This window comes from Streptomyces bluensis (assembly GCF_014650715.1).
GTDB lineage: Bacteria > Actinomycetota > Actinomycetes > Streptomycetales > Streptomycetaceae > Streptomyces > Streptomyces bluensis.
The window spans coordinates 911591-926727 of sequence record NZ_BMVM01000002.1 but is presented as its reverse complement, the minus strand read 5'-3'; the positions used below and the strand labels follow the sequence as shown (position 1 = coordinate 926727).

Here is a 15137-nt window from a genome sequence, read left to right as displayed (position 1 = left end):
GTCAGTGGCGCGAGGGGCCGCAACGTCGTCGTCGGGGCACGGATCCGTACGGGTGAGCTGGCAGACGATGCTCGCGCCGGGCATCGCGGTCGTGGGGCCCAGCATGCGGGTTGTGGTCGGCGAGGTGAGTGCGGGCCCGGCATGGGGCGTGGTCGGGGCTGGCGGAAAATGTCTTCGTGAGTGATGTGAGACATGTGCTGGTGCTGCCCGACCGCGAGGCCGCGGAGGAGGTGGCGGAGGCGTTGGCCGACCGCTTCGGGCTGGAGGAGGAGCCCCAGCTCGTACGGGACGCGCTGGCCGGGGAGGACGACGCCGAGGACGCGCAGTGGCTGGTCGTCCTGCGGGACGAGGCGGAACGGCTCGATCCTGCCGAGTTGGAGGAGTTCGCGGGGGAGTGGGACGGCTGGCGGGAGGAGCCGTAGCCCTGCCCGGGGCCGGTGAGGAGCTGTCCCTGCGCGCGGTGGGCCTTGTCGGGCGGGGACGGCCGTGCGCGGGCCGCGCTGTCAGTGGTGCGTGGGATGCTGTGAGAGATGGCCAGGAAGACTGCGAATGACGACCCTCTCGCCCCGGTCACGGTTGCCGTGGGCCAGGAGGACCTCCTGCTCGACCGTGCCGTGCAGGAGGTGGTGGCCGCCGCGAAGGCCGCCGACGCCGACACGGACGTACGTGACCTGACCCCGGACCAGTTGCAGCCCGGGACGCTCGCCGAGTTGACGAGTCCGTCGCTCTTCGCGGAGCGGAAGGTCGTGGTCGTACGCAACGCACAGGATCTCTCGGCCGACACGGTCAAGGACGTGAAGGCGTATCTCGGGGCACCCGCCGAGGAGATCACCCTCGTGCTGCTGCACGCGGGCGGGGCCAAGGGGAAGGGGCTGCTGGACGCGGCGCGCAAGGCGGGGGCGCGGGAGGTGTCGTGCCCGAAGATGACGAAGCCGGCGGAGCGGCTGAGCTTCGTACGGGGGGAGTTCCGCACCCTGGGGCGGTCCGCCACGCCCGAGGCGTGCCAGGCGCTCGTGGACGCGATCGGGAGTGACCTGCGGGAGCTCGCGTCCGCGGCGTCGCAGTTGGTCGCGGACGTCGAGGGGACGATCGACGAGGCCGTGGTCGGGCGGTACTACACCGGGCGGGCCGAGGCGTCGAGTTTTGAAGTGGCGGACCGGGCGGTGGAGGGGCGGGCCGCGGAGGCGTTGGAGGCGCTGCGGTGGTCTCTGGCGACCGGGGTCGCGCCCGTGCTGATCACCAGTGCGCTGGCTCAGGGCGTGCGGGCCATCGGGAAGCTGTCCTCGGCGAGGGGCGGGCGGCCGGCTGATCTCGCCCGCGAGCTGGGGATGCCGCCGTGGAAGATCGACCGGGTGCGGCAGCAGATGCGGGGGTGGACACCGGATGGTGTGGCGGTTGCCCTGCGGGCTGTTGCCGAGGCCGATGCGGGTGTCAAGGGTGGGGGCGATGATCCTGAGTACGCGTTGGAGAAGGCGGTAGTGACGATCGCGCGGGCGGCGCGGTCTCGGCGGGGGTGAGCGGTCGGCCCGGGGTGCAGATCCTCGGGCATCGGACGGTGCGGACGGCCGTGTGGGGGCTGGCATCGCTTGACCGGGACGGGACGGGACCGGACGGGAGGGGTTGGGACCGGGCCGGGTGAGCGCGGCAGGGCGGAGGCGGTCGGCCGGGTGCGGAATGCCGGAAGGCCCCGATCCGCCCCCTGGGGAAGGGAGACGACCGGGGCCTTCGGTTCAAGCTCGTGGGTCCACGCCCGCGTGGCGAACGCAGGCCGCGCGTGAACCCGGGGTGCCGGATGGGAGCGGATGAGAGAGGGCCCGCTCTGGGTCCAGCCGGCGGTCAAGTCAGGAGTGAGCCAGGAGACGAGTCCGGGGGGACTCGGCCGACTCAGCCCTTGAGGGCAGCGACCTGGGTAGCCAGCGCCGACTTCTTGTTGGCGGCCTGGTTCTTGTGGATGACGCCCTTGGAGACGGCCTTGTCGAGCTTGCGCGAGGCCTCGCGCAGGGCGACGGTCGCCTTCTCCACGTCACCCGCGGCCGTGGCCTCGCGGGTCTTGCGGATCGCGGTCTTCAGAGAGGACTTGACGGCCTTGTTGCGCAGCCGGGCCTTCTCGTTGGTCTTGATCCGCTTGATCTGGGACTTGATGTTCGCCACGAATGAGCCTTTTCAGGTTCAGGCACGCCAGACGTCGCAACGCCGCACGCGCCGGTGATTGATCTTCGAGTGGACCGCCGGAGACCCGGCGGAGCCGATCGCGCCTCGCGCTGAGAGGGCATGAGGCACAGCCCCTCACGGTACCAGCCGCGTTCCGACCGACCCAAACCGGTCTCGCGGCGCACCAGTGCCGCCCGGCATCCATGGAGACGTCCGTTGAGTCCTCGCCTGTCAGACCAAGACCCCGAGGGCCCCAGGCCCCCAGCCCCCACCCGCCCGGTCAGAACGCCCCCTTGCCGCCCGAACCGGTTTCCACTCCTCACCCGTGGGACCATGGAGCCTACGTATCGATCCGACCCGAGACCGCAGACACTGCGGACGCCTCAAGAATCAGGACCCTGCGTGCCCGCGATCCCTAGCCATGTGCCTGAGCCCAGCCGTACCGACCCGGCGCTGATCCGCAACTTCTGCATCATCGCGCACATCGACCACGGCAAGTCCACGCTCGCCGACCGGATGCTCCAGCTGACCGGTGTGGTCGAGCAGCGGCAGATGCGCGCCCAGTACCTCGACCGCATGGACATCGAGCGCGAGCGCGGCATCACGATCAAGTCCCAGGCGGTGCGGTTGCCGTGGGCCCCGACCCACGACGCCGGCAACCCGCACATCCTCAACATGATCGACACCCCCGGGCACGTCGACTTCACCTACGAGGTCTCGCGGTCGCTCGCGGCCTGCGAGGGCACCATCCTCCTCGTCGACGCCGCCCAGGGCATCGAGGCCCAGACCCTCGCCAACCTGTATCTGGCGATGGAGAACGACCTCACGATCATCCCGGTGCTCAACAAGATCGACCTTCCGGCCGCGCAGCCCGAGAAGTTCGCCGAGGAGCTCGGCAATCTCGTCGGGTGCGACCCCGACGACGTGCTGAAGGTCTCCGCCAAGACCGGGCTGGGCGTCGAGGCCCTGCTCGACAAGGTCGTCGCCGAGATTCCCGCCCCCGTCGGCGTCAAGGACGCGCCCGCTCGGGCCATGATCTTCGACTCCGTGTACGACTCCTACCGGGGCGTCGTGACGTACGTGCGAGTGGTCGACGGGCAGCTCAACAAGCGTGAGCGGATCCGGATGATGTCCACCGGCGCCACCCACGAGCTGCTGGAGATCGGGACCAACTCGCCGGAGATGCTTGGTGCCGACGGCCTCGGGGTGGGTGAGGTGGGTTACCTCATCACCGGTGTGAAGGACGTCCGCCAGTCCAAGGTCGGTGACACGATCACCAGCCTGAGCAAGGGCGCGACCGAACCCCTCGGCGGGTACAAGGACCCCAAGCCGATGGTGTTCTCCGGCCTTTACCCCCTCGACGGCTCCGACTACCCGGAGCTGCGCGACGCCCTCGACAAGCTTCAGCTCAACGACGCCGCGCTGGTCTACGAGCCGGAGACCTCCGCCGCCCTCGGCTTCGGTTTCCGCGTCGGCTTCCTCGGGCTGCTGCACCTCGACGTCATCCGCGAGCGGCTTGAGCGGGAGTTCGGGCTCGACCTCATCGCCACCGCGCCGAACGTGGTCTACCGCGTGGTCATGGAGGACGGCACCGAGCACACGGTCACCAACCCGAGCGAGTTTCCCGAGGGCAAGATCAACGAGGTGTACGAGCCGGTCGTACGCGCCACGATCCTCGCCCCGAGCGAGTTCATCGGCTCGATCATGGAGCTGTGCCAGACCCGGCGCGGCACCCTCCTCGGCATGGACTACCTCTCCGAGGACCGCGTCGAGATCCGCTACACCCTCCCGCTCGCCGAGATCGTCTTCGACTTCTTCGACCAGCTGAAGTCCAAGACCCGCGGCTACGCCTCCCTCGACTACGAGCCCACCGGCGAGCAGACGTCCAGCCTGGTCAAGGTCGACATCCTGCTGCACGGCGACAAGGTGGACGCCTTCTCCGCGATCACGCACCGCGACCAGGCGTACGCCTACGGGGTGCGGCTCGTCGCCAAGCTCAAGGAGCTGATCCCTCGGCAGGCATTCGAGGTGCCCGTCCAGGCGGCCATCGGCTCCCGGGTCATCGCCCGCGAGACCATTCGCGCCATCCGCAAGGACGTCCTCGCCAAGTGCTACGGCGGCGACATCTCCCGTAAGCGGAAGCTGCTGGAGAAGCAGAAGGAAGGCAAGAAGCGGATGAAGATGGTGGGCTCTGTGGAGGTTCCGCAAGAGGCCTTCATCGCCGTGCTGTCCAGCGACGACGGCGGCGGGTCCGCGAAGAGCAAGAAGTAAGGAGCAAGGGCGGAAAAGGCAGGAAGCAGGGGCGCAAAGGGCAGGAAGTAGAAGCGGGAAGCAGGGGCGGGAAGCGGGGGCGCGAAGGGTGCGTCGCCCGCCTCCGCGAGGCTCCGTGCCCTGCCGGCACAAACACCTGTTACCCGCGGAAACCTGGGCAGGACGCGGGCAGAACCCGGGCAGTACGCGGGCAAAACCAGGGCGGCGCGCGGGCAGGACGCGGGCAGGTTCCGGGGCAAGGTCCGGGCGGAAGGCGGGCCCGTCGCGTTTCGGCGCGGCGGGCCCTACGTGCGCGTAGGGTCGCTCTCCGTAGGAGTTGTCCGGGAGAAGTGACAGGGCGCCGCCCCCTTACGCACCGGGCAGCCGCGCTCTACTCTGATCACCACTCGATGGTTACTCGCGAGTTAAACAACAGCCGCTTTGAGCCAGCCGCATACCGCACAGTCGCGGGCCCCGGAGGATGTCGTGAGCGACACACTGACCCTGATCGAGAACCGTCCGCCGTCCGTGGCGGCCCTCTTCCTGGAGCGCGTGGCGGCCACGCCCGACGCGGAGGCCTACCGCTACCCCGTGCCCTCGTCCTCCCACACCGGTCCGGACGACTGGAAGTCGCTCAGCTGGGCGCAGGCCGCCGAGCGGGTTCACGCCATCGCGGCCGGACTGATCGAGCTGGGCGTGCAGCCGGAGCAGCGTGTCGCCCTAGCCTCCGCCACCCGGGTCGAGTGGATCCTCGCCGACCTCGGCATCATGTGCGCGGGCGCCGCCACCACGACCGTCTACCCGTCGACGAACGCCGACGAGTCCGCGTTCATCCTGTCCGACTCCGAGAGCAGGATTCTCGTCGCGGAGGACGCCGCGCAGCTGGCCAAGGCCCGGGAGAAGCGGGCCGAGCTGCCCGACCTGACCCATGTCGTCGTCATCGACCCGGCCGGCGCGGACCTCTCCGAGGACTGGACCCTCTCGCTCGCCGAGCTGGAGGAGCGCGGCGCCGCGTACCTGGAGAAGAATCCCGACCTGATCAAGAAGAAGGTCGGCGCGATCACCTCCGAGCAACTCGCCACCCTCATCTACACCTCGGGCACCACGGGCCGTCCCAAGGGCGTCCGCCTCCCGCACGACAACTGGTCGTACATGGCGAAGGCGATCGCCGCGACGGGCCTGATCAGCGCCGAGGACGTGCAGTACCTGTGGCTGCCGCTCGCCCATGTCTTCGGCAAGGTGCTCACCTCCGGGCAGATCGAGGTCGGGCACGTCACCGCGGTCGACGGCCGCGTGGACAAGATCATCGAGAACCTGCCGGTCGTCCAGCCGACGTACATGGCCGCCGTGCCGCGCGTCTTCGAGAAGGTCTACAACGGAGTCGCCGCCAAGGCCCGCGCGGGCGGGCCCGCCAAGTACAGGATCTTCCAGTGGGCGGCGCAGGTCGCACGCGAGTACGCCAAGGTCAGCCAGGACAACTTCCGGCGCACCGGCAGTGCCTCGGTGCCGTTCGGGCTGGGAGCCAAGCACGCGGTCGCGGACGCGCTGGTCTTCAAGAAGCTGCGCGAGGCCTTCGGCGGACGTCTGCGGGCCTGTGTCTCCGGGTCCGTCGCGCTGGCCCCCGAGATCGGCTTCTTCTTCGCCGGCGCGGGCATCCACATCCTGGAGGGCTACGGCCTCACGGAGTCGTCCGCCGCGTCCTTCGTCAACCCCGGTGAGGCGTACCGGACCGGCACGGTCGGCAAGCCGCTGCCCGGCTGCGAGGTGCGCATCGCCGACGACGGCGAGATCCTGCTGCGCGGTCCGGGAATCATGGAGGGCTACCACAAGCTGCCGGAGCAGACCGCCGAAGTCCTGGAGCCCGACGGCTGGTTCCACACCGGCGACATCGGCGAACTCTCGCCCGACGGCTACCTGCGCATCACCGACCGCAAGAAGGACCTGTTCAAGACCTCCGGTGGCAAGTACATCGCGCCGACCGAGGTCGAGGGCCAGTTCAAGGCCCTGTGCCCGTTCGTGTCCAACGTCATGGTGATCGGTGCCGACCGCAACTTCTGCTCCGCGCTCATCGCCCTCGACGAGCCGGCCCTCCTCGGCTGGGCCAAGGAGAACGGCATGGGCGGCAAGTCGTACGAGGACGTCGTCGCCTCGCCCGCGACGGTCGAGCTGATCGACGGCTACGTGCGGCGGCTCAACGCGGGCCTTCAGCGGTGGCAGACCGTCAAGAAGTTCCGTCTCCTGCCCCGGGATCTGGACGTGGAGCACGGTGAGCTGACGCCGAGCCTGAAGTTGAAGCGGCCGGTGGTGGAGCGGGAGTACAAGCACCTGATCGAGGAGATGTACGCGGGCGCCAGGGAGGCGTAGCCGGGAGACGGCTTGCTCGAACAGGGGACCCCATCGCGCGGGGCCGCACATCGATGCGGCCCCGCGCCCCTTTGCGATGCGCCCCTTCGCGATGCCCGCTTTGCAATCCCCCTTCGCGATGCCGCCTTTGCGATGCCCGCGGCCATCACCACGGGCGGGGGCGCGCAGATCGGATGCCCGAATCTGCCCCTCTTGATGCCCGAATCCGCCCCTCTTTCTGACCGTCTTCGAGCACCCGCGTAGCACTGTTCTCACCCATGGTGGCCCACTTCGGTAACTCGGCGCTTATGGGCGTGGCCGGTCTGTCACTCTGTCCCTGCCGCCTGAGATCTATTCGTCGAACTGCTCCGGGAGCCGCACAGTGGGGGCCATTCCGACGCAACGCGAGTCGACGACTCGTGCCCCTGGTACGCCGGCGCACCAGGGAGCGGACCGGCGCGCGGTCGCCCACGCGTCGCTGCCCGGCGGCCCGCTCGCGCCCGGCGCCGCCCGCCGCTTCGCCCGCGCAGGACTGGACGAGTGGGCCGGGCTCGCGCTCCCCGGCGCCGAATCCCTCACCGACCGCCTCGTCGACGACGTGCTGGTCGTGGTCAGCGAACTGGTCACCAACGCCGTCGTGCACGCGGGCACGGACGTCGAGCTGCTGTGCCGTCTGGAGCCCCCCGAACCTCCCGACGAGGAGGCCGCCCACGTCGTCGTCGAGGTCTCCGACCACCACCCCGCGCGCGCCGTACGCGACGAAGGCGCCGAACGCCCGTACAGCACCGAGCGCCCCCACGGCACCGAACCCTCCTACGGCACCCCGGAGTACGGGCGCGGCCTGCGGCTCGTCTCCGCGCTCTGCGACGCCTGGGGCATCACCTACCGCACCGGAGTGAAGACCGTCTGGGCCCGCCTGCCCGTCGACGGGGCCGTGACCGTCGAGGAGAAGATCGAGGCGTACGCCGCCGATGCCGACGCCGCCTTCGGACACGGGACGATCACCGCCGACATGCTCGCCGCCGATGTCCTCGCTCCCGCACCGAGGCGGACCATGGAGAGCGACCGGGAGTGGCTGAACCGCGGCGCCCTCTCCTTCCTCGCCGAGGCCTCCGACCTGCTGGCGGGGCAGCTCGACGAGGACCTGGTCGCCGCGCTCGCCGGACAGTTGCTGGTGCCCCGCCTGGCGGACTGGTGCGCGGTGTGGCTGGAGGACGAGGGCATGGGCTGGCGCGGCACCGAGGCCGGCCTCGGCTCGGGTCCCCGGCTCGCCCGCGTCTGGCACGTCAGCGAGAACCGCATCGAGGACCTGCGCCACGCGCTGGAGAAGGACCCGCCCCGGCTGCCGGAGGCCGTACGGTCGCGGGCGGTGCCCGTGGCGTGGCCCGGGGAGGCGCTCGGCGACGAGGGCGAGACCGGCACCGCCCTCGCGTACCGGCTGATCGCGGGCGGACGGCCGCTGGGCACACTCGTCATCGGACGGGCCGGGCTGCTCCGCTTCGCCGACGAGGTCACCGGGCTCGTCGAGGACCTCAGCCGCCGCGTGGCTCTCGCGATCGGCGCGGCCCGCCAGTACGCCCGCCAGGCCACCATCAGCCGGGTCCTCCAGCGCGGACTGCTGCCCGGCGCGGTCGCCGAGATCCCCGGGATGCACAGTGCGCTCGTGTACGAGCCGTGTGACAAGGGCGGGCCCAGCGGCGACTTCTACGACCTGTTCCCGGCGGGCGACGGCCGCTGGTGCTTCGCTCTCGGAGACGTGCAGGGCAAGGGCCCCGAGGCCGCCGTCGTCATCGGGCTCGCCCGGCCCTGGCTGCGGTTGCTCGCCCGCGAGGGCTACCAGGTCGCCGACGTCCTCGACCGCCTCAACCAGCTCCTCCTCGACGACGCCACCGAGGCGGCCGACGCCGCCGCCCGCGCCCTGGTCACGGCCGGCGGCCCCGGCCTCGGCGCCGACGAGGGCCCGCAGACCCGCTTCCTGTCCCTCCTGTACGGCGAACTCGTCCCCTACGAAGGCGGCGTCCAGTGCACCCTCGCCTCCGCCGGACACCCCCTGCCGCTGGTCCTCGGCCCCGACGGCGACGTACGCACCGCCGCCGAGCCGCAGACCCTGCTCGGTGTGATCGAGGACACCGCCTACGTCTCCGAGACCTTCGCCCTGCACCCCGGTGACACCCTGCTGTGTGTCACCGACGGCGTGACCGAGCGGCGCTGCGGATCGGTCATGTTCGACGACGGGGACGGGCTCGCGGTCGCCCTGGCCGACTGCGCCGGGCTGAACGCGCAGCACATCGCGGAGCGGATCACGCAGTTGGTGCACGAGTTCGGCGAGCGGCCTCCGGAGGACGATCTGGCGTTGCTGGTGTTGCAGGCGGAGCCGGTGAGCACGGCGGGGAGGTGAGGACGGACGGCGGGGAGGTGAGCACGGCCGGGGAGGTGAGCACCTGGGGACGGTGGCCGGTGCTGGACAATGGAACGCATGCCTTCCGCACTCCCCGACGGCGAGCCCGTCCCCGACGACGGGGCACTGCCCGCGCACGCCCTGACCGGGGCCGCGGACCGGCCCCTCGGGTTCTACCTGCACGTCCCGTACTGCGCGACCCGCTGCGGCTACTGCGACTTCAACACCTACACGGCGACCGAACTGCGCGGCACGGGCGGGGTCCTCGCCTCCCGCGACAACTATGCCGAGACCCTGATCGACGAGATCCGCCTGGCCCGCAAGGTGCTCGGCGACGACCCGCGCCCCGTCCGCACGGTCTTCGTCGGCGGCGGCACGCCCACGCTGCTCGCCGCCGGCGACCTCGTACGGATGCTGGGGGCGATCCGGGACGAGTTCGGGCTCGCGGACGACGCGGAGGTCACCACCGAGGCCAACCCGGAGTCGGTGGACCCGGCGTATCTCGACACGCTGAGGGCGGGCGGCTTCAACCGGATCTCCTTCGGCATGCAGAGCGCCCGGCAGCACGTGCTGCGGGTCCTGGACCGCACCCACACCCCCGGCCGCCCCGAGCGGTGCGTCGCCGAGGCCCGCGCGGCGGGCTTCGAGCACATCAACCTCGACCTGATCTACGGCACCCCCGGAGAGTCGGACGACGACTGGCGGGCCTCCCTGGACGCGGCGATCGGAGCCGGACCGGACCACGTGTCGGCGTACGCGCTGATCGTGGAGGAGGGCACCCAGCTCGCACGGCGCATCCGCCGGGGCGAGGTCCCGATGACGGACGACGACGTCCACGCGGACCGCTACCTGATCGCGGAGGAGACCCTGTCCGCGGCGGGCTTCTCCTGGTACGAGGTCTCGAACTGGGCCACGTCCACCGCGGGCCGCTGCCTCCACAACGAGCTGTACTGGCGCGGCGCCGACTGGTGGGGCGCGGGCCCGGGAGCGCACTCGCACGTGGGCGGCGTGCGCTGGTGGAACGTGAAGCACCCGGGGGCGTATGCGGCGGCGCTGGCGGCGGGCCGTTCGCCGGGCGCCGGGCGCGAGGTCCTCGCGGAGGAGGACCGGAGGGTCGAGCGGATTCTGCTGGAGGTGCGGTTGCGGGAAGGGGTGCCGCTGGAGTTGCTGCGGGAGGAGGGGCTGGCGGCTTCGCGGCGGGCGCTCGGGGACGGGCTGCTGGAGGGCGGGCCGTACGAGGAGGGGCGTGCGGCACTGACGCTGCGGGGTCGGTTGCTGGCGGATGCGGTAGTGCGGGACCTGGTGGACTGATCACTCCGGCGGGTGAATCGGTGCGGAACGCCGGTTCGGTCCCTAACCTGTCTCGTAGGCTGCTGCCGTAAATCGGGGTGGCGGAAACCGGAGGCTGCGGAGATGACCGCTGTGGACGACCGACGGATGACCACCGGCATCGTGGAGATCTTCGAGAACCTTGAGGTTCCCGAAGGATTCAAGGTCGAGCTCCTCCGGGGGGAAATCGTGATGATGGCGGGGCCGGACGTGATCCACAATGACATCGTGGAGGCGATCCAGGATCAGATCCCCCGGCGCCGCTGGAGGAGACTTCAGACCCAGGACATCGCGATCCTCGAACAGACGAGTGAGCCACAGCCGGACCTTGTGGTGATCGAGCGCGGCATCGGCCCGGACCACGGGAGGCTGATGCCTTCCGAAATCATCACGATGTTGGTTGAGGTTGTTTCCAAGACCAGCGTCGATCGGGACTACAGCGTCAAGCGCTCGATCTATGCCGCAGCGAAGGTCCCCGCCTACCTGATCATCGATCCGGTCATGGCCCAGTGCGTACTTCTCACCGAGCCCACGGGTAACGGAGATTACGCGGACTACCGACGCCAGCGGATCACCAAATTCGGCGACCTCACCCCCCTGGAGCCCCTCGAAATCGAGCTTGACACCAGCGAATTCGGCACCTTCGCAAAGGTCAGGCCCCACCGCTACCCGTAACGAAGTCGATCAACTCCTCCACCCGCCCCAGCAACTCCGGCTCCAGGTCCTTGTAAGAGCGCACCGAGCCGAGGATCCGCTGCCACGCCTCCCCGGTGTTCGTCACCCGCCACCCGAGCGCCCGGCACACCCCCGACTTCCAGTCCTGCCCACGCGGCACCCGTGGCCACTCCGGGATGCCCACCGACGCCGGCTTCACCGCCTCCCAGATGTCGATGTACGGATGGCCCACCACCAACGCGTGCTCGCTCGTCACCGACTCCGCGATGCGCCACTCCTTCGACCCCGGCACCAAGTGGTCCACCAGCACCCCCAGGCGCGCGTCCGGTCCGGGCGCGAAGTCGGCCACGATCGACGGCAGGTCGTCCACGCCCTCCAGGTACTCCACGACCACGCCCTCGATGCGCAGATCGTCGCCCCACACCTTCTCGACGAGCTCCGCGTCGTGGCGGCCCTCCACGTAGATGCGCCCGGCACGGGCCACACGCGCGCGTGCGCCAGGGACGGCGACCGAGCCGGATGCCGTGCGGGTGGCACGGACAGGGCCCGACGGCGGCCGTACGAGCGTCACCACCCGGCCCTCCAGCAGAAACCCCCGCGGCTCCAGCGGAAACACCCGGTGCTTGCCGAAGCGGTCCTCCAACGTCACCGTGCCCGCCTCGCAGCGGATCACCGCACCACAGAAGCCGGTCACCGGCTCCTCCACCACCAGCCCGGGATCGGCCGGGACCTCCGGTGCGGGCTTGGGCTTCTTCCACGGCGGGGTCAGGTCCGGCGAGTACTGGCGCATTCGGATGACGATACGAGAACCGGGGCGGCAACCAGAGCGGCCATCGTCACGACACGCCGAAGCGGGCCGCCAGCGCGTCCCTCTGCGCCCGTACGAACGCGGCGTCCACCGCCGCCCCGTGCCCCGGCACGTACACCGCGTCCTCGCCGCCCAGATCCAGCAGCCGGTCCAGCGCGGCCGGCCAGTGCGCGGGGACGGCGTCCGGGCCCGCCTGGGGTTCGCCCGACTCCTCCACCAGGTCGCCGCAGAACACCACCTCCGGTGAGGAGGGCGAGCCCGGCACCAGCACCGCCAGATCATGGGCCGTGTGGCCCGGGCCCACGTTCGCCAGGAGCACCTGCGTGCCGCCACCCAGATCCAGCGTCCACTCCCCGCTGACGTGGTGACGGGGACGGACGAGGAGGTCCGCGGCCGCGGCCGCCTCCGACGCGTCCAGGCCGTACCGCACGGCGTCGGCGCGCAACTCCTCACGTGCCCGTTCGCCGGTGAGGACCATGTCCACGCCCACCGCGCCGTACACCTCCACTCCCGCGAAGGACGCCGCGCCGAAGACATGGTCGAAGTGCGGGTGAGTCAGCGCGAGATGGGTCACACGGCGGTCGCCACCCAGCAGCCACCGCGCCTCGGCGCCCAACCGCGCGCCCTCCCGCAGGCTCGACCCCGCGTCGATCATGAGAGCGGCACCGTCCCCGACGACCAGCCCGGCCGTGCAGTCCCACACCGGAAGGCGACAGCGCCCCACGCGCGGGCCGAGTTCCTCCCACCCGACCTCTTCCCAACTCACCGTCATACGCCGACGCTAACCCCAGACCCTCAGGGGCGCCGGATTCTCCCCGTGCCGCCGTTCCGTGCGTACTCGCCGGTACGACATCGCGGGACACGTCGGTAACGTCGGCATGACAAGGCGTGGCCGCCCTTGCCGGGGCCGTACCCCACCGCCGTACACTGGGGGGAATGCTGGCACTCGCCCGCGGTGAGTGCCAAGGGGGAGTCGCGAGGACGCGCGGGGACGCGCAAGGACGGATGACTGGAGGTGTGCGCGATGCTCAGCGAACGCAGGCTCGAAGTGCTGCGCGCCATCGTCCAGGACTACGTCGGCACCGAGGAGCCGGTGGGTTCCAAGGCGCTCACCGAGCGGCACAGGCTCGGTGTCTCCCCGGCCACCGTCCGCAACGACATGGCAGCCCTCGAAGAGGAGGGGTACATCGCCCAGCCGCACACCAGCGCCGGGCGCATCCCCACCGACAAGGGCTACCGCCTCTTCGTCGACAGGCTGGCCGCGGTGAAGCCGATGACCGCCCCGGAGCGGCGCGCCATCCAGAACTTCCTGGAGGGCGCCGTCGACCTGGACGACGTGGTCGGCCGGACCGTACGGCTGCTGGCGCAGCTCACACGGCAGGTCGCCGTGGTGCAGTACCCGTCGCTCACGCGGTCCACGGTGCGGCACGTGGAGCTGCTGTCGCTGGCCCCCGCGCGCGTGATGCTCGTGCTGATCACGGACACCGGCCGGGTGGAGCAGCGGATGATCGACTGCCACGCCCCGTTCGGGGAAGCGTCCCTCGCGGATCTGCGCGCGCGGCTCAACAGCCGTGTGGCGGGCCGCCGTTTCGCTGACGTGCCGCAACTCGTGGAAGACCTTCCGGAGGCCTTCGACGTCGAGGACCGCGGCAGCGTCTCCACCGTGCTCTCCGCCCTCCTGGAAACACTCGTCGAGGAGCGGGAGGAGCGGCTGATGATCGGCGGCACCGCCAATCTGACCCGCTTCGGACACGACTTCCCCCTCACGATCCGGCCGGTGCTCGAAGCGCTGGAGGAGCAGGTCGTGCTCCTCAGGTTGCTGGGCGAGGCGAAGGATTCGGGCATGACCGTGCGTATCGGCCATGAGAACGCGCATGAGGGACTCAACTCCACGTCCGTGGTCTCAGTGGGCTACGGTTCGGGCGGCGAGGCAGTAGCAAAACTCGGCGTGGTCGGACCGACCCGCATGGACTATCCGGGAACGATGGGAGCAGTACGAGCGGTGGCACGTTACGTCGGACAGATCCTGGCGGAGTCGTAAGTGGCCACGGACTACTACGCCGTACTCGGCGTGCGCCGCGACGCGTCCCAGGAAGAGATCAAGAAGGCGTTCCGCAGACTCGCGCGCGAGCTGCACCCGGACGTCAACCCCGATCCGAAGACGCAGGAGCGGTTCAAGGAGATCAACGCCGCGTACGAGGTGTTGTCGGACCCGCAGAAGAAGCAGGTCTACGACCTCGGCGGTGACCCGCTGTCCCAGGCGGGCGGCGGCGGTGCGGGCGGCTTCGGCGCCGGCGGGTTCGGGAACTTCTCGGACATCATGGACGCGTTCTTCGGTACGGCGTCCCAGCGCGGCCCGCGGTCGCGCACCCGCCGGGGCCAGGACGCGATGATCCGGCTGGACGTCGAGCTCGACGAGGCGGCCTTCGGCACGACGAAGGACATCCAGGTCGACACGGCCGTCGTCTGCAAGACCTGCAACGGCGAGGGCGCTGCCCCCGGCACATCCGCCCAGACCTGTGACATGTGCCGCGGCCGCGGTGAGGTGTCCCAGGTCACCCGGTCCTTCCTCGGCCAGGTCATGACGTCCCGCCCCTGCCCGCAGTGTCAGGGCTTCGGCACGGTCGTCCCGAACCCGTGCCCCGAGTGCGCGGGCGACGGCCGGGTGCGCTCCCGCCGCACGCTCACGGTGAAGATCCCGGCCGGCGTCGACAACGGCACGCGGATCCAGCTCGCGGGCGAGGGCGAGGTCGGCCCCGGCGGCGGCCCGGCAGGCGACCTGTACGTCGAGATCCACGAACTCCCGCACCCGACCTTCCAACGGCGCGGCGACGACCTGCACTGCACGGTCACCATCCCGATGACCGCGGCCGCGCTCGGCACGAAGGTGCCGCTGGAGACCCTCGACGGCCTGGAGGAGGTCGACATCCGCCCGGGCACCCAGTCCGGCCAGTCGATCCCGCTGCACGGGCGCGGCGTCACGCATCTGCGCGGCGGCGGCCGCGGCGACCTCATCGTGCACGTCGAGGTCACGACCCCCACCAAGCTCGACCCCGAGCAGGAGCGCCTGCTGCGCGAGCTGTCGAAGCTGCGCGGCGAGGAGCGGCCGACGGGGCAGTTCCAGCCGGGGCAGCAGGGCCTGTTCTCCCGCTTGAAGGACGCGTTCAACGGGCGCTGACCACG

General features: G+C 70.6%; 12 protein-coding genes. 9 read left to right on the top strand and 3 right to left on the bottom strand.

Annotation, left to right across the window (positions count from 1 at the left end; genetic code table 11):
- Positions 1-176 precede the first annotated feature (176 nt).
- Positions 177-422 (top strand): hypothetical protein, encoded by a 246-nt coding sequence (locus IE262_RS09265; RefSeq protein WP_134040472.1) that lies wholly within the window; start codon positions 177-179, stop codon positions 420-422.
- A 108-nt stretch (positions 423-530) separates the two neighbouring features.
- A complete protein-coding gene (holA, locus tag IE262_RS09260) occupies positions 531-1517 on the top strand; it encodes a DNA polymerase III subunit delta (RefSeq protein ID WP_134040471.1) in 987 nt (328 codons plus the stop codon).
- 367 nt (positions 1518-1884) lie between these two features.
- Here the strand turns inward: holA and rpsT are convergent, their stop codons facing one another.
- The gene (gene rpsT, locus IE262_RS09255; RefSeq protein WP_134040470.1) at positions 1885-2151 is read right to left on the bottom strand and encodes a 30S ribosomal protein S20; all 267 of its coding nucleotides are present in this window, start codon (positions 2149-2151) and stop codon (positions 1885-1887) included.
- A gap of 402 nt (positions 2152-2553) precedes the next feature.
- On the opposite strand from rpsT, the gene lepA reads away from it, so the two are divergent.
- From lepA to IE262_RS09230, 5 genes are all read left to right on the top strand, one after another.
- Positions 2554-4422: a translation elongation factor 4 gene (lepA, locus tag IE262_RS09250; protein WP_189872620.1), complete on the top strand. Its 1869-nt coding sequence runs from the start codon at positions 2554-2556 to the stop codon at positions 4420-4422.
- 465 nt (positions 4423-4887) lie between these two features.
- Positions 4888-6765, top strand: coding sequence for an AMP-dependent synthetase/ligase (locus IE262_RS09245; RefSeq protein ID WP_189872618.1), 1878 nt, complete (start codon positions 4888-4890; stop codon positions 6763-6765).
- A 361-nt stretch (positions 6766-7126) separates the two neighbouring features.
- Complete coding sequence (locus tag IE262_RS09240) at positions 7127-9142, top strand: SpoIIE family protein phosphatase (protein WP_189872616.1); 2016 nt, start codon at positions 7127-7129, stop codon at positions 9140-9142.
- Between the two features lie 78 nt (positions 9143-9220).
- Entirely contained in the window at positions 9221-10453 is a 1233-nt protein-coding gene (hemW, locus tag IE262_RS09235) for a radical SAM family heme chaperone HemW (protein WP_189872614.1), read from the top strand.
- A 102-nt stretch (positions 10454-10555) separates the two neighbouring features.
- On the top strand, positions 10556-11146 hold the full coding sequence (locus tag IE262_RS09230) for a Uma2 family endonuclease (protein WP_134040465.1): 591 nt from the start codon (positions 10556-10558) through the stop codon (positions 11144-11146).
- Here IE262_RS09230 and IE262_RS09225 read toward each other — a convergent pair.
- Entirely contained in the window at positions 11124-11936 is an 813-nt protein-coding gene (locus IE262_RS09225) for a DUF3097 domain-containing protein (RefSeq protein WP_134040464.1), read from the bottom strand. The two genes, IE262_RS09230 and IE262_RS09225, sit on opposite strands and share 23 nt — an antisense overlap.
- A gap of 46 nt (positions 11937-11982) precedes the next feature.
- The gene (locus tag IE262_RS09220) at positions 11983-12726 is read right to left on the bottom strand and encodes an MBL fold metallo-hydrolase (RefSeq protein WP_189872612.1); all 744 of its coding nucleotides are present in this window, start codon (positions 12724-12726) and stop codon (positions 11983-11985) included.
- A gap of 252 nt (positions 12727-12978) precedes the next feature.
- Here IE262_RS09220 and hrcA point away from each other — a divergent pair, with 252 nt between their 5' ends.
- Positions 12979-13995 (top strand): heat-inducible transcriptional repressor HrcA, encoded by a 1017-nt coding sequence (hrcA, locus tag IE262_RS09215; RefSeq protein WP_134040462.1) that lies wholly within the window; start codon positions 12979-12981, stop codon positions 13993-13995.
- Positions 13996-15132 carry a molecular chaperone DnaJ gene (dnaJ, locus tag IE262_RS09210; protein WP_134040461.1) on the top strand — a complete coding sequence of 379 codons (1137 nt, stop codon included), beginning with the start codon at positions 13996-13998 and terminating at the stop codon, positions 15130-15132. It abuts the gene before it with no gap.
- The last annotated feature ends 5 nt before the right edge of the window (positions 15133-15137 follow it).

What these genes read in the sequence shown, in the direction of transcription:
- IE262_RS09230 (WP_134040465.1), top strand. Translation starts at nt 10,556, where the DNA reads ATGACCGCTGTGGACGACCGACGGATGACCACCGGCATCGTGGAGATC.
- IE262_RS09225 (WP_134040464.1), bottom strand. Translation starts at nt 11,936, where the DNA reads ATGCGCCAGTACTCGCCGGACCTGACCCCGCCGTGGAAGAAGCCCAAG.
- hemW (WP_189872614.1), top strand. Translation starts at nt 9,221, where the DNA reads ATGCCTTCCGCACTCCCCGACGGCGAGCCCGTCCCCGACGACGGGGCA.
- hrcA (WP_134040462.1), top strand. Translation starts at nt 12,979, where the DNA reads ATGCTCAGCGAACGCAGGCTCGAAGTGCTGCGCGCCATCGTCCAGGAC.
- holA (WP_134040471.1), top strand. Translation starts at nt 531, where the DNA reads ATGGCCAGGAAGACTGCGAATGACGACCCTCTCGCCCCGGTCACGGTT.
- IE262_RS09220 (WP_189872612.1), bottom strand. Translation starts at nt 12,726, where the DNA reads ATGACGGTGAGTTGGGAAGAGGTCGGGTGGGAGGAACTCGGCCCGCGC.